15 protein-coding genes are annotated in these 14,420 nt (G+C 55.3%); 3 read left to right on the top strand and 12 right to left on the bottom strand.

What is annotated here, in order from left to right; all coding sequences use genetic code 11:
• Positions 1-56: 56 nt before the first annotated feature.
• Positions 57-1,088 carry a substrate-binding domain-containing protein gene (locus QQL78_RS10935; RefSeq protein WP_284373350.1) on the bottom strand — a complete coding sequence of 344 codons (1,032 nt, stop codon included), beginning with the start codon at positions 1,086-1,088 and terminating at the stop codon, positions 57-59.
• 106 nt (positions 1,089-1,194) lie between these two features.
• Entirely contained in the window at positions 1,195-2,244 is a 1,050-nt protein-coding gene (locus tag QQL78_RS10940) for an ATP-binding protein (RefSeq protein ID WP_284373351.1), read from the bottom strand.
• A 194-nt stretch (positions 2,245-2,438) separates the two neighbouring features.
• Between QQL78_RS10940 and QQL78_RS10945 the strand changes: the two genes are divergently transcribed.
• Positions 2,439-3,545: a Hint domain-containing protein gene (locus QQL78_RS10945; RefSeq protein WP_284373353.1), complete on the top strand. Its 1,107-nt coding sequence runs from the start codon at positions 2,439-2,441 to the stop codon at positions 3,543-3,545.
• Between the two features lie 147 nt (positions 3,546-3,692).
• Here the strand turns inward: QQL78_RS10945 and QQL78_RS10950 are convergent, their stop codons facing one another.
• From QQL78_RS10950 to QQL78_RS10975, 6 genes are all read right to left on the bottom strand, one after another.
• On the bottom strand, positions 3,693-4,169 hold the full coding sequence (locus tag QQL78_RS10950) for a pseudoazurin (protein WP_284373355.1): 477 nt from the start codon (positions 4,167-4,169) through the stop codon (positions 3,693-3,695).
• Positions 4,153-4,926, bottom strand: coding sequence for an ABC transporter ATP-binding protein (locus tag QQL78_RS10955; RefSeq protein ID WP_284373357.1), 774 nt, complete (start codon positions 4,924-4,926; stop codon positions 4,153-4,155). Before QQL78_RS10955 ends, QQL78_RS10950 begins: the two co-directional genes overlap by 17 nt.
• Positions 4,923-5,999, bottom strand: a complete 1,077-nt coding sequence (locus QQL78_RS10960) for a FecCD family ABC transporter permease (RefSeq protein ID WP_284373359.1) — start codon at positions 5,997-5,999, stop codon at positions 4,923-4,925. The genes QQL78_RS10955 and QQL78_RS10960 overlap by 4 nt, the downstream gene beginning before the upstream one ends.
• A 59-nt stretch (positions 6,000-6,058) precedes the next feature.
• Entirely contained in the window at positions 6,059-7,207 is a 1,149-nt protein-coding gene (locus tag QQL78_RS10965; protein WP_284373361.1) for an ABC transporter substrate-binding protein, read from the bottom strand.
• Between the two features lie 357 nt (positions 7,208-7,564).
• Positions 7,565-9,028 (bottom strand): flavin-containing monooxygenase, encoded by a 1,464-nt coding sequence (locus QQL78_RS10970; RefSeq protein WP_284373362.1) that lies wholly within the window; start codon positions 9,026-9,028, stop codon positions 7,565-7,567.
• A gap of 16 nt (positions 9,029-9,044) precedes the next feature.
• On the bottom strand, positions 9,045-9,497 hold the full coding sequence (locus QQL78_RS10975; RefSeq protein ID WP_284373364.1) for a cupin domain-containing protein: 453 nt from the start codon (positions 9,495-9,497) through the stop codon (positions 9,045-9,047).
• Positions 9,498-9,644: 147 nt separating this feature from the next.
• On the opposite strand from QQL78_RS10975, the gene QQL78_RS10980 reads away from it, so the two are divergent.
• Positions 9,645-10,670, top strand: coding sequence for an AraC family transcriptional regulator (locus tag QQL78_RS10980; protein ID WP_284373366.1), 1,026 nt, complete (start codon positions 9,645-9,647; stop codon positions 10,668-10,670).
• Between the two features lie 123 nt (positions 10,671-10,793).
• Here the strand turns inward: QQL78_RS10980 and QQL78_RS10985 are convergent, their stop codons facing one another.
• The 3 genes from QQL78_RS10985 to QQL78_RS10995 are packed head-to-tail and all read right to left on the bottom strand — an operon-like array spanning position 10,794 to position 13,255.
• Complete coding sequence (locus tag QQL78_RS10985) at positions 10,794-11,528, bottom strand: formylglycine-generating enzyme family protein (protein ID WP_284373368.1); 735 nt, start codon at positions 11,526-11,528, stop codon at positions 10,794-10,796.
• A gap of 17 nt (positions 11,529-11,545) precedes the next feature.
• Positions 11,546-12,763 carry a copper-containing nitrite reductase gene (gene nirK, locus QQL78_RS10990; protein ID WP_284373370.1) on the bottom strand — a complete coding sequence of 406 codons (1,218 nt, stop codon included), beginning with the start codon at positions 12,761-12,763 and terminating at the stop codon, positions 11,546-11,548.
• Positions 12,764-12,823: 60 nt separating this feature from the next.
• The gene (locus QQL78_RS10995) at positions 12,824-13,255 is read right to left on the bottom strand and encodes a pseudoazurin (protein ID WP_284373372.1); all 432 of its coding nucleotides are present in this window, start codon (positions 13,253-13,255) and stop codon (positions 12,824-12,826) included.
• Between the two features lie 160 nt (positions 13,256-13,415).
• Between QQL78_RS10995 and QQL78_RS11000 the strand changes: the two genes are divergently transcribed.
• Positions 13,416-14,132: a Crp/Fnr family transcriptional regulator gene (locus QQL78_RS11000; protein ID WP_284373374.1), complete on the top strand. Its 717-nt coding sequence runs from the start codon at positions 13,416-13,418 to the stop codon at positions 14,130-14,132.
• Between the two features lie 5 nt (positions 14,133-14,137).
• On the opposite strand, the gene QQL78_RS11005 is transcribed toward QQL78_RS11000, so the two are convergent.
• Complete coding sequence (locus tag QQL78_RS11005; RefSeq protein WP_284373376.1) at positions 14,138-14,347, bottom strand: DUF1858 domain-containing protein; 210 nt, start codon at positions 14,345-14,347, stop codon at positions 14,138-14,140.
• Between the last annotated feature and the right edge of the window lie 73 nt (positions 14,348-14,420).

Below are 14,420 nucleotides of genomic sequence, written 5' to 3' on the forward strand. Positions count from 1 at the left end.
AGTCAAAAAACGAGGGGCCGCATCGGGCCCCTCGCTTGGTATTTCAGCAAAGTGGGTCAGTTACCCATGAACACTTCGTTCATGACGGCATTTTGCACATCTGCCAGCGCAGGATCGGACACCAGACCATATTCTGCCAGTGGACCATCCGGGCCTGCCATGTCGTCAGATACGAAGAACTCCGCAAATTCCTTAACGCCGGGCACAACACCGATGTGATCGGCCTTGATGTAGAAGTACAGCGGACGCGATACAGGATAGTCACCGGAAGCGATGCTTTCGGTTGTAGGCTCAACGCCGGACATGGTTGCGACCTGCAATTTGTCAGTGTTGTTTTCGTAAAACGCCAGACCAAAGACGCCGATGCCGTTGTCATCCGCCTGAATGCGGGCAAGCGTTTCTGTATAATCGCCATCGATATCAACCGAACGGCCATCAGTGCGGATCGCCATGCAGGTGCCTTCGGCTGCGTCTTCGTCACCGCCGTTGATTTCCATGATCTGGGCCATCGCACCGGATTCTTCACAACCGGCAAGGATCACTTTTTCTTCAAACACTTCGCGTGTCCCGTGCTTGGTGCCGGGAATGAAGGCCTGAATGGGCTGATCCGGGAAGTTGGGATTTACCGCAGACCAGCTTTCGGTTGTGTTGGCAACCATTGCGCCGTCTTTTGGTGTTTCAGCAGCAAGGGCACGATACCAGTCGGCTGGTGTGAATTCAAAGCTGTTGCCGTTGATGTCGGAAGCAAAAACAATGCCGTCATACCCGATGCGCACTTCGATGATGTTTGTCACACCGGCTTCGGCGCAGGCTTTCACTTCTTTGCTTTTGATTTTGCGTGACGCGTTGGCGATATCAATTGTGTTCTCGCCAACACCTTCGCAGAAGCGCTTCAGGCCTGCGGAAGAGCCACCGGATTCAACCACTGGTGTCGGGAATTCAAAGTTTTCGCCAAAGGCTTCGGCAACAATCGCCGCATAGGGCAGTACGGTAGAAGACCCCGCCACTTGCACGTTGTCACGGGCAAAAGCCGCGGTCGAAACCAAGGTCAGCGCCAATGTAGTGGCGGTCGTTTTCATGAAGGACATCTAAAAGCTCCTGTCTGCCAGTCATAGACCTCGTGCGCATCACGTGGCCTCTGCTGCGGCTTTTGCCGGTGTTCGAACAAGCTTTTGTGACAGTTTTGTAAGAGTTTTATGACAGCTGTGGATTTTGATCGGAAACTGGCAAAATAACTGTAAATGTGCTGCCTTTTCCTTCGACACTCTCGATTAAAAGGTGCCCGCGATGGCGGTGGACAATGTGTTTTACGATGGCAAGACCCAGTCCCGTGCCCCCAACCTCACGCGAGCGATGAGAATCAACGCGGTAGAATCGTTCAGCAAGGCGCGGCAGGTGATGCGCCGCGATGCCTTCGCCCTCATCACGCACCGCCAAGCGGATGCAGTTCTGGCGCAAGCGTCTTTCATAGGCAGGCCCGTAAACCCCAACTGTGATGTTGCCCTGCTTGGCCCCATAACGCAGGGCGTTCTCAACCAGATTGCTGATGACCTGCCGCAGCTGGCCCTCATCCGCGAGTACCATTGTGCCCTGCGCCTGATCCTCAAAAGATACAGTGGCCTTTGCTGCGGCAATCTGCGGGTCAAGTTGTTTGAGCGTGCTATTGGCCAGCACCGCAATATCAACCACCGTGGTCGGGCGTTTGCGTTCGCTTTCCTCCACCCGGCTGAGCGACAGAAGATCATCCACCAGATGGGCCATCCGATGCGCTTCACCTTCCATGATGTCGAGAAACCTGTCACGCGCAGCCGGGTCATCTTTTGCCGCCCCGCGCAGGGTTTCGATGAACCCGACCACAGAGGCCAAGGGGGTGCGCAGCTCGTGACTGACGTTGGCGACAAAGTCGCGGCGGAATGAAACAAGATCCTTAGCATCCGATGTGTCTTCAAAGGTCAGCACCAAATTCCCATCCGCCGGCGCGATATGCACATCATAGCGCACCTCACTGCGCCCCGCGGTGGTCGCAAACTGCCCAACCCGCTTTTCCAGCGAGGCGGCAGTATCTTCGATTGCCGCGATCAGGCCCGGCTGTCGCAGCACCAGGACAAAATTCTGGTTCACGACCTGCCCGCCCAACAATTCAACCGCGGACGAGTTGGCAAAGGTGATCTTTTGATCTGCCCCAATAACCAGGGTCGGGAAAGGTAAGGCCGAAATCAAAGGCGCGGCTGAAGGATCGTTCATTTGGTGCCTTCTTAAAGGTTCAAAGAATGTTCAGCGGAATAGATCTGCCTGCCTTGCCCAATCAAGAACCAATTGCAATCTTCTTTGTCAAGCGCGGGCACATCCCGGATGCACCAGAAAAAGCAACCGAAAATTTCCCAGAAATTAAGACCTCCCCGATAGGGAAGGCACTGTATTTCGGGAGAATGCCACCAATGCCTATTGAAGCAATTGCCCTAGGTCTTGTTCAAACCGGTGGTTTTGACGGCGGCGGATCCATGGTCAGCCTGGATATCACTGAAGGCGATACTGATGCAGAAAATGCAAGCGCCCTCGATGGGCTAAGCTTCGGGTCCACATCCAACCCGGCCCGTGACTCGCTTGTTGAAATGACCTTGAACGACAGTAACGGCGACGGGGTCATTTGGGAGGATGATCTTGGGGGTGGCGAAACATTCACCGTTGGGAGCACAACTTACGCGCTCGACAGTGCGACGCACCATAATATCTTTGTCACCTACATGGATGGCAGCATTGGATCAGGCACAGCCACGGTTGTGCAGGCAACCAATGGTCAGGCTTTCTTGCTGCCGCTCAGCGGTGCGACGAACGCGGACAACGATTTCCTTGATGATAATGGCACACAGGCCATTCAATCGATCACCTTCCACTCCGTCGCCTATAGTGATTTCGACGGGCTCAACACCAGTCGGGAAGCTGACGCATTTGTTTTGTGTTTCGCCGATGGCACGCAGATCGAGACGCCAGGCGGGGAACGCGCCATCGAGACATTGCAGGTTGGCGATCAGGTCAACACCCTAGAATATGGGCCGCTGACGGTGCGGTGGATGGCGCATAGAAATATCACCGCAATGGAGCTTCTCACAAACGAGAAACTGGTTCCGGTTCGGATAAAGCCCGGACCGCTTGGCAACACCCGTGCCTTGTTCCTGTCAAAGCAACATTGCGTACTGCTCAGCGACCTCAACGGCACAAGCGTCTATGCAAAAGCCGGGCACCTAGCGGAAAAAACCGATATCGCCTCTTATGCACGGGGCCAAAAACAACTGTGTTACTATCATCTGCTGTTGGATCGTCATGCGACAATCCTTGCCAATGGCCTGCCCTGCGAGAGCTTTTACCCCGGTCCGGCGGCCGCTGCGGTGCTGGACCCTGAAAACCTAAAGGGGCTGCTTTCAGTCCTGCCGATGCTTAACCGCAAATCGGTTGAGCAGGCCTATGGGAAGCGCGCCGCCCGCGTCCTGCCCTGTCACGAGGTAGAGGCCATTTTTGGGGCAGGTCGGTTGCAAATCGCTTCATAGCGAAAGCGGCGTGGCGGAAACTGGGAAGCCCCTCCTCCGCCAGACACATCTCTCCAAGCCAGAAAAAGCGGAAAGCAAAGGTTGATCAATGAAGACCTAGGCGTTGCCCCTCACTGCCAGCTCGGTCGGGCAAGCGGGGCTTTCCACCTATACCTCCAGCTCTTTCAACAATGCGCGAAACGCCTTGCGGGCAGATCCGGGGTGGCGAACCTTTTTGGCGGCAGGCAGGTTTGACAGATCGTCACCCACGACAATCAGACCGACCATCCCCATTTCATAATGCGGCAAGCAAAGGTAGCCATAGACCCCCGGCACTGTGAATTCGACTGTGAGTTCCTCGTCCACCGCGCCATTCCAGGCTTTGGCCCCTTCCGGGATCATCCCACGTTTGGATGCCGCGTTATGTCCGGCGTCCGTTGGCACAAAGGTGACGCTATCGCCGGGGCTGATCCGCAGGATCGCAGGTTCGAATACATTGGGTGTATTGCTGTCACCGCAGCCTGCATTCAACATCAGGATGCTGTGAACACTCCCTTCCGACATCGGCACCACAGGACATGCCCATGCAGCGGAAGCGGTTCCCAAAGCGGTCATCGACAAAATAAAATTACGACGCGTATGCATGGACAATCAAATCCTCTCTCGGGCCGGTCGCGATCTCGATCTCGACCCCATATGTCTCAGAAATAGCACGCGAACGCAGCACCTCTTGCGGTGTCCCCTGTGCCAGGATGCGCCCCTGCCCCAGCAAGATCAGGTGATCTGCAAAGCGGGCTGCAAGGTTGAGATCGTGTAGCGCCATGATGCCGATGCTCTGGCGTGTGATCATTGCCTGTTTGATGCGCGAAAGCACATCCAGCTGGTGATGCAGATCCAAGGCAGAGGTTGGTTCATCAAACAGATAGACATCTGATTTGCGGATCAGCGCCTGTGCCACCGACACCATCTGCGACTGCCCCCCGGACAGATCGCTTACATAGGCTTCGGCCAAATGCCCGATGCCAGAATGGTGCAGAACCTCACTGACCGCCTGCATATCGCTTTCAGAGACCCGCCACCCTTTCAATTGCTTGTGGGCCATCATCACCACGTCAAACACCGTCAGCGCCGCATTTGCGGCAAAGAACTGCGGCATAAAGCAAATACGTTTCAGACGCTCCCGTGTTGATAAGATTGCAAGGTCGGTCCCATCCAAAATGATGGTGCCAGAGCCCGGCTTTGCCAGCCCCGCAATCAGGCGGAACAAGGTGGATTTACCAGCGGCGTTTGGCCCAATCAGTGCGGTGAGTTTTCCCGCCTGCAAAGGGTCAAACCCCGCGCCGTCCAGAACAGGATGGGTGCCATAGGCGAACCCCAGATCATTTGCGGATAATGTGATCATTTCCAGTGCCTTTTGCGTTGGCTGAGGATCAGCAGAATAAAGAATGGGATCCCGATCAGAGAGGTGATCATACCGATCGGATAGACAACTCCGGGGGTGATTGCCTTGGACGCGATAGATGTCCCGGACATGATCAACGCACCACATAATGCCGACAGCGGCAGGAAGCCGCGCTGATCCTCACCAACAATCATCCGGGCGATATGCGGGCCGACCAGCCCGACAAAGGCGATGGCACCCACAAAGGACACAGCAACCGCAGACAGCAACGAAACCCCTGCCAATACGGATATCCGCAGCAAGGAGACATTCACCCCCAGCGCTGCCGCCTTTTCCTCGCCCATGCGTAACGCAGTAAGCGCCCAGGAGCGGCTCATGAAATAGGGCAGCACAACAAGCAGGCAGACCACGCAAACACCCACTTTCATCCAGGATGCCCGGGCAAGTGAGCCCAATTGCCAGAAAATCAGCTGTGCCAGCTGCGTTTCGGACGCGCCATATTGTAGAAAAGCGAGCAAGGCATTGAATGTAAACAACATTGCGATACCGACAAGGATCATCGCCTCTGGGCTGACCCCACGCAAGCGGGTGAACAGGAACAGGAAACATGATGTCAGCATCGCCAACACGAAGGAGTTCATCGTCACAAGCAGCCCACCTACACCGGGTACAATCGACCAGCCAAGGACAATCGCCAGCGCAGCACCGAAGCTGGCCGCTGACGACAGGCCTAGTGTGAAAGGATCTGCAAGCGGGTTGTTCAGGATCGTCTGCATCTCGGCCCCTGCAACGCCAAGCATCGCACCAACAGCCACCGCCATCAGCGCGATGGGCAGGCGCAATTGCCAGATGATTACATGCTCTTTGGGGGATGCCACAGAGGGATCGATAATTACCTGCGCGGTACGCAGGAAACTTAGGTTGGCGGGGCCGGTGATGACGTCCAGCACTACGAGGCTGCACAGGGCAACAGCAGCCGCTACAACCAGAGCGACACGTCGCAAACCGCGTCTTTTGTAAGCGGTCACGAGGGCTGCAGCACCGGTGTCCGGTTGCATCATTTGATCAGTCATTTCGAAGTCCAGATTGGGGTCAGGCCCGCGAAGGGCGGCAGATCGCGGGCCTGACGGGCCTAGTTCAGGCTGGTCCAGAATTGACCAGAGGCTTCAAACGGCAGGAACCGCTCATGCAGTTCTTTGAAGTTTGCCTCGACGTCCAAATCCTCAAAATCATCCGGGTGCAGCCATTTGGCGATCTGTTGCACCGCGATGAAATGATAGGGAGAGTTGTAGAACTGGTGGTAGATCGAATGCAGGTTACCATTCTTTACCGCCGGCAAATCAGCAAATCCGGGACGATCGGCCAATGCCTGAAGTTTTTGGGCGTTCACCTCTGGGTCACCTTCATATCCCAGCAATGTCGAAGACACCTCTGGACGCGCCTCGGCCCAGTTCGCCCCGGTGCCGATGATATGCTTCGGGTCAGCCTCCAGAATGCCCTCCAACGAGATATCCACCGAATAGGCATTTGCCAGCGTAGAAGCATAGTTTACCCCACCCGCAAGTTCGACAAACCGGCCATAGTTATAGGGGCCAAAGGACCAGCAGCAAAAGTCGGTTTGCCAACCTGCAGCATTTTCCAGTACCACCAGCGGACGTTCATCTGCCGGGATCGCATCAACGACATTTGTCACCTTGCGCATTTGCGCGATATAAAAGTCGATGAATTCTGCGGCACGTTTCTCTTCACCCAGAATGCGCCCCATGAGCAGCAAGGATGGCACAGTGTTTTCCGTTGAGTTCCGGCGGAAATCAATAAAGGCGACATTCACCCCCGCATCCCCCAGTTTCTCCATCAAACCTGTTTCTTCCGCTTTGAACAGGTTGCCAACGTCCAGCAGCACAAGATCGGTCTCGGCCTCTAGGACCGCTTCGATGCTGAAATCACCCGCGTAAGGATTGCCAAAGTTGATCTGGCGTGCGGTGTCTTGCGGGTAGACGCTTTCGAATTTACGGAAAGCGTCAGGGTCGTATTTGATCAGGTCGTCTTTCCAGCCGACAATCTTTTCGAATGGGTTGCCATCAACCAGCGGCGCGATGGCATACATCATGCGCCCCTCGCCCAGAACAATCCTTTCGGGAAGTGTTTCGAATGTGACTTGCCGTCCGGCAATGTCTGTTACAGTCAGGGCTTCTGCTTGAGCTCCACTGGCTTGCGCAATCATGATTACGCTGGCTGTAACAGCACCAAGGAAGCCGCGCGATGGTGTCGGAATCGACATGGCGGTCTCCATTGTGTTGGTCAGTGTAAGTGCCTGATAGCGGGTTCGAACAGAATAACCAAGTATTTTTGTCAGAAATATCGAACAAAGTTTTCAACAAGTGAAAACACAGCTTCGAAATGCAGAGCCGCGACGGTGGCACTTTGGCAAACCTGACGCGAAGAAGTTCCAATCGCGGGTTATAGTTATATAAATACAATGGCTTACAAGGTGCTTCGCAACACCCGGTCATCGTAACCCTAGGCAATGAACCTGCCGCTATTCTGGCGTTGTTGGCACGTGCACTTAACCCGCTTGTTGATCACATCTGCCATATGCCTCTTCGCTTTGGCCCCGGCCCTGTGGCCGGGGCCGCGATCAGCCGGCGCGGTAGTCCGGGGCGGCACGCAGGCTTTGGTGATATACCTCTGCCCGCGGATAGACCGGACGGCATTTCTTTGCGCCGATATCTTCCAGAAGTTCCTCGAAATACTTCAGATGGAAAGGTGCCGTACAGAGCCCGCCATAGGGCTGGGCTGCCGGACGTTCGTGGCGTTTCCAGTTCAGCATCATTTCAATGTTGTCACGCATTTCCGCATCGCTGGGTTGGCGTGCCAATTGCCCATCCGCGAAACGAACCAGCCATTTCGCCATCATATCCGCATTCAAAACGGTGGCAAAGCTGGAGGCGATCCCGACAAAACCCAAATCAGGCAAATCCGGGTTAACGCAAAACCGATACAGCTTATAGAGCCCATCCCGATCAATCAGCTTGTCCAGACTGTCCTGATTGAGAAATGGAAAGCCCAACTGCCACCCCACAGCCAAGACCGACAGGTCACACCCGACACGTTCACCATTGGAAAGGACGATTTCGTCCCCCTCATAGCGATCATAGGTGCCGATGACCGGTTTGATTTTCCCCGCACGCACGTATTTCATTAGCCCCTCGGTCATCAGCGGAATGGTACAGCCCACCTCCGCGTCAATTGGAACCGTTGGTTTCATGTTGTGCTTCTTCAGGCCCTCCTGCACCGAAATCATCGTTTCCAGCCCTTTGAGGTTGGCCCAGACAAACGGTTTGGCGATGGCAGCAACGGCTTTTTGCAACGGCGACCGGCCCCAGCCATTAAACTGCACTTCCTGAAAACGTGGATAAAGCAACCACTTAAAGTTGATCCCGCCAATGTGATAGGGAATGCGCCAAACATTATGGCGGTATACCATCGTCACCTGTTTCGCCCCGTTTTCCACGGCATTTACAGCGATATCAGTGGCAGACTTCGACCCGCCAAGAACAACCAGCCGCTTGCCCTGAACCGTTGTCGGGTCGATATATTCGGAGGAGTGGATCACCTGCCCACCCTGCGCCAGAAATGCATCCTGACCGGGGTGCGTGATGATGTTCTTGTCAGAAAACTGGCCAGTACAGACGGCAACAAAATCAACCTCCTGCACCACACTCCGGCCTGCACTTTCAAGCGTGAGCCGCCAGCCCGGCGCGCCATCTGCACGGCGATCCACAGATCTGACCCCGGTATTCAGCGAGAAAAGACGGTGCAGATCATGTTTATCGGCAAAGCGATGCAAATACGCATGGACCTGCTGCCCGCTTGGCCATTCGGGGTAATCGTCGGGCATGGCCATATCCGTATAGCGGTAGAAATCTTTGGGCGATTGGGTTCTGACACCGGGATAAGAGCGTGAAGGCTCCCATACACCGCCGATGTCATGGGTCCGCTCATATCCCAGAACCCTGTGGCCTTGTTCATCAAAGGCGCGCGCAGCGGCCAATCCGCTCACGCCGCCCCCGATCACAGCAACCGTCTTGCGATTTACCATTGGTGTTTCTCCTGTCTCACGCATTGGGCGGCGCTGGCAGGAAATCGACTTCATGTTCGGCGGAAATGCGCACCAGTTCCTCTGGATCAGTCAGCCCGTCCAGTTGCACAAACAAATCATAAAGCTTCCGGGCAGGCGCAACGCCAAAGTAAACATTGGCCTCTTTCCCCGAACGGTTGAAAATACCATGTGCGATGCCTTTTGGCATAAAGACCGTATCGCCCTTTTTCAGCACAACATGGGTTTCGCTTTCAGGAAACTCGACCTCCAGTTCGCCATCAAGCACCGTCAGCCATTCATCCTGTGTCGGATGAATATGTGGCGGCACAAAAGTATCTGCTGGTGCCACACCGCGCCAATAGAAGACATTCTCTGTCAGGATTTGCGGCCGGTAGGTCTGTCCAACCACATTCCAGACCACATCGTTAAGGCCCGCTTCTTCGTTAATTGGTGCCAGTTTCTGCGTCATTTGATGTCTCCCATGCGTGTTACAATGGGTTAACGCTACGACACCGGCAGAAACGCCCTATCCGAAAAACGAAACCTTTTAAGCCTGAAGGATGAGGATCAATGACGCGCGTTTTGTCATCTGACGCGAATCATGCATGATAAATAGATGAATGCGCCCCTTTGCCATACCGCTTCGGAGCCTTTGGCCGGTTTCAGTCTGTGCAACAGCACCGATGTAGATGAGGTGCGTGAAACCGTTGGCAAACGGTTTTGCGACCACCGCCTTGCCCGCAGGTCAGCGCGTGGCGGTTTCGATGCCCGGTTCAACCACGTTCAGGGTGGTGCGCTGGGATTGGGCTATCTGCGCTACGGGGGTGATGTCGAAATAGAACCCGGTCATCTCGATACATTTTATCTGCTACAGGTGCCCATCCGTGGAAAATCAGAGGTTGTGAACGGCCCCGACCGCGCGGTGACAGAACCGGGCACAGCAAGCATGCTGAACCCAACCCGTCCAACCTGGATGCGCATGACCGAAGAATGCGAAAAAATCATGCTTCAGATTGACCGGATCACTTTACATAGCATGGTTGAGCGCCACCTCGATCTTACCCTGTCACAGCCAATCGTATTTGACAGTCTGGTCTCCTTCGAAACACCCGGCCTGCAACACTGGCGGCGTAATCTGACAACCTGCGTCAACGCCGCTTCTGCGGGGGGATTGTTTGGTCAGAACAATCGCGTCTCGCAAATGTTGATCGAGGAAGAGTTGATAACCGGCTTTGTTCAGGCCCAGCCGAGCAATGTGCGGCACTTCTTTGACAAACCGACACCCGAAATGACACCGGGGCATCTGCGCCGGGCACAGAACTTCTTGCATGATAGCGCAAGTGAACCTGTAACAGTTGCGGATGTGGCCAAGGCCGTAGGTGTATCCGTGCGCAGCCTGCAATTGTCGTTCAAAAAACACTTTGGCTGCGGCCCGTTACAGTATCTGAGGCAATTGCGCCTCGATCTTGTTCGCTATGAACTGCAAAGCGCAAAGCCTGACCAGAAAATCGCGGAAATTGCCTTTGGTCTGGGGTTTATGCACCTAGGTCGGTTTTCCATCGCCTACCGTCAGCGCTTTGGCGAGACCCCCAGCGAAACCCGGCGCGATTGTGGAGGTCGCAAGCCCAGCCAAACTGTCTGACGCGCGTCTATGGCATTGTGCTTACCCAATGCCGCCTCTGCTTCGACCCTTCTACCTTGCATTGGGATGTAACCGGTAAAACCAAGCTGCATTCAAACTGTCATCCCAAACGACTACAGCCCTCTACACCGGCTTGTCGGACACCAATCGCATGCCCAGATGTGCCGGCGGCGTGCCCACGGCACAGCCTCCCCGCGCAGGATCGCGTATCAGATAGGACATCGCGGCAACATGTTCGCCACCAACAAAGAAAGCCGGGCAGCGGTCAAGCTCCGCCGCATTGGCCGTGCCATCATAACATTCCATCGTCCATTCCCACACGCTGCCATCCAGATCGACGACCCCCTCGGGCGAGGTCAGAAAGCTGCCTTGCGGTTTAAGCGCACGCGGTGTCAGCCCTTCGGTGAGGTAACTGGAGGCCCAGGTCAGGGAAGGATCCGTGAATAGCGGATCAGGTGCCTCTTTCAGCACAGGGGCTGCCATCGCCTGCCACTCTTCTGCGGTGGGCAGACGGAAGTTATGGCGGGATTTTTTGCTGATCCACCCAACATATTGTTGCACATCAACGTAGTTTAATCCGGTGGCTGGCGTCCGTGCTGCCTCTTGATCGGGGCGCGCGCGCAGGGTCAAGGCGCAGGCACCATCAGCGGCGCAGCGGTTCCACTCGGCAATCGTGACCTCATGGCGCTGCACGTAGACGGCGCGCCCATCCGGCATCACCACGGCAGCGGCGGCCATCTCAGGCAGAAAAGCGGCATCGGGACCACGCTGAAACAACGTGATCCCGGCAACAACTGCCGCCACACTTGCCAAGACACCAATAAGTATCGGCATTTTACGCGATGTGGCGGCAGGCATTTGTCTATCCTCCTGATTCAGGTTTCAAAGCTGCGTGGGGCAACAACCTGTTCCATCAGTTCGTTGTCCCATTCGCCTTCAACAACGAAATGCGCAGTGGCCCCCAGCATGACACCGATGATCAGATTGTGGTTCACATAGGCGTAAACACCCGGCTGCTCAAAGGTGTACATCGCGGCCACCGCACAACCGCCGCGCACGAACCAAGTTTCTACACCGGTAAGAGCGGGATCAGTGAAGGAGGTTTCCCAGACATAGTTGCCATGCCCGCCAATCAGGTGTGGACGGCTGTCAACATTGCAGGAGTTGTGAACCATCAGAACTGTTTCACCGACCTTGGCCTTCAGGGCGTTTTCGCCGGTAAGGGCACCAACTGCCCCGTTGAACACCTGATGGGTCGGAACCAGACCGCGCATTGCCTCAAGGCTGTCGGCATAATCGTCACCCGCGACTGCATAGGTTTTATAATCACCGTTCTCGTCACGCGGCAGGTAATAGTCCTGTTCGCCGATATAGGCGATGGAGTCATAGGTCAGCGCATTGCCGTCGCGGTCCTTCAGACCGTCGCGCGGCAGCACCATCACCGCACCGTTCATACCGTGGCATACATGATAAGGGATCATGTCACCGCCGGGGGCACAGTGATAGGTAAAGCAGCCGGGCTTGGTCGCCTTCCAGCGCAGCACAGCCTCCTCACCAGGGTAGACATGGGTCAGCCCACCACCACCCAAGGCACCGGTTGAAGCATGGAAATCGACGTTGTGTTCCATCATGCTGCTTGCCGGGTTGCGAATGGTTACTTCAACCATATCCCCCTCGTGACAGATGATCAGCGGTCCCGGAACCGAGCCGTTATAGGTCAGGGCCCAGATCTCTGCCCCATTATCCTCATCAACAACCATCAGCTTTTCGGTTGTCTCAAGAGTGACCTCGATGATTTTCGGACCACCTGTGGCAACCTGCTCATGCTTGGGCGCAAAGGGAGGTGCCACAAGCTCTTGCTTGACGCGGGTATAGCCGGACAGATCTACCGGCGTGGCATCACTTGCCGCCGCTTTCTGATCGCTTGCCCGATAAATTTTTGAAGATGCCGCATTAATCGCGTTCATCTTTGGCGCGCGCGGGGCGGCCATGGCTGCGGCACCTGTCATGGCCGCAGCACCGGCAAGCATGCTACCCCGCAAGACATTACGACGGCTTGTATTCATAGAACCTGGCTTCATAATCTTGGTCATTTTCCCCTCCTTCGGGTGTACTGGCGGCAGGCGGGGGTCCGCCCTGCCTGCCGGGCAGAGCTAGAGATTGCCCAATTGGGCCTCGAAACGTTGTTTGGCTTTTTTCGGCACACGGCCTTCAAAGAAATTCGCAGGAACTTCGACGTCCCCAACTGCGATGGTCATCACCATGCCCATGGCGAAATGCGGTTTGCAGATGACGCCATAAACACCTTCGACATCCAAGGTGACCTCGAATTCTTCGTTGATCTTGCCTTTGAAAGCCTCGGCACCCTCAGGAATCATGCCTTTGTTTACCTCGGCATTATGGCCCTTGTCGGAGGCCAGAAACTTGATGGTGTCGCCCGGCGCGGCCTGAACGAAAGCCGGTTCAAAAACCATGCGCTCCCCATCAGAGCCTTTGTTCAGCATTTTAACCTCAAAAGTTTCGGCAAAAGCTGCGCCGCCCATAAGAGCCGCGAGCGCGAAACCAGTTACAACAGTGCGAAACATCGTCCTTTTCCTTTCAGATCGTGTTGTTTGTTGGCTGCTGTCTAGCGCATCGACACCCCTAAACTTTGTGCTGGGACAAACTGTTTCGCGGTTCTTCTTTAGCGATGAAAAAATGAGAATCAGTGGCCTTTGCCCCGGATACCGTGGCACAAGCGTAGTTATGAATGAGGTATCACCCCGCAAAACACTGCCGCGGCTTGATGAAAGCCTGCTGACCCATCTGCCGCCGTTCTCCAGACTGGAACGGCGCGACATTCGCATGATCCTCGATCAGGCAACGGCGCGCCGTTATGAGAAGGGTGTTGCGATTTTTGAGGAAGGCGCACCCGCGGATCACTTTTTCATGTTGCTGGATGGGTATGTCCGGGTTGTCCGCATCACCCCGACAGGGGATCAGGTGACCGCACTTCATATTCCTGCAGGGCAGCTTTTGGGTATCGCAAGTGCCCTTGGTCGCGATACCTACCCGGCAACAGCGATGACCGCGACCGAGTCCATTGTCCTTAGCTGGCCGACCCGTCTATGGGCGACGTTTTCCACCGATTACGAGAGTTTCACGACAGAAACCTACAAGACCGTCGGCACCCGTCTGGGCGAGTTGAACAACCGGATCGTCGAAATGGCGACCCAGCATGTTGAACAACGTGTGGCGAACGCGCTGTTGCGCCTGATCAATCAGACCGGGCGGAGGACTTCTGACGGTATCGAGATCGACTTTCCGATCACCCGACAAGACCTGTCAGAGCTGACCGGTACAACGCTGCACACGATCAGCCGTCTGCTCAGCGCCTGGGAAAAGCGCGGATTGGTTCAAAGCAAACGCAGACGTATCACAGTGACCGATCCACATTCATTGGTGTTAATCAGCCAAGCCTAAACCGGTCAAATTCCCGCAGCGGCCCTCAGCTCTGCCAAGAAGTCATTTTCGTTCAGATCATACTCTGCGCAGGCATCCACAATTGTATGAAAGGGGCTGACCAAACAGCCCACGCAAAGCATTTTGTGACGTAAGAACACCGATACCGTGTTGGGCCAATGGGTCATCAGATCCGCCAACGGCAAATCGGGGTCATCCAATTTGGGGTGTCGCATGGGTAACTCCTGAACTGACGAGCCTAGTCCAGAATTCCATACAAACGTTGCGCTGGCGCAAACTTTGATGACT

Origin of the sequence: Sulfitobacter pacificus (assembly GCF_030159975.1) — a bacterium.
Classification (GTDB): Bacteria; Pseudomonadota; Alphaproteobacteria; order Rhodobacterales; family Rhodobacteraceae; genus Sulfitobacter; species Sulfitobacter pacificus.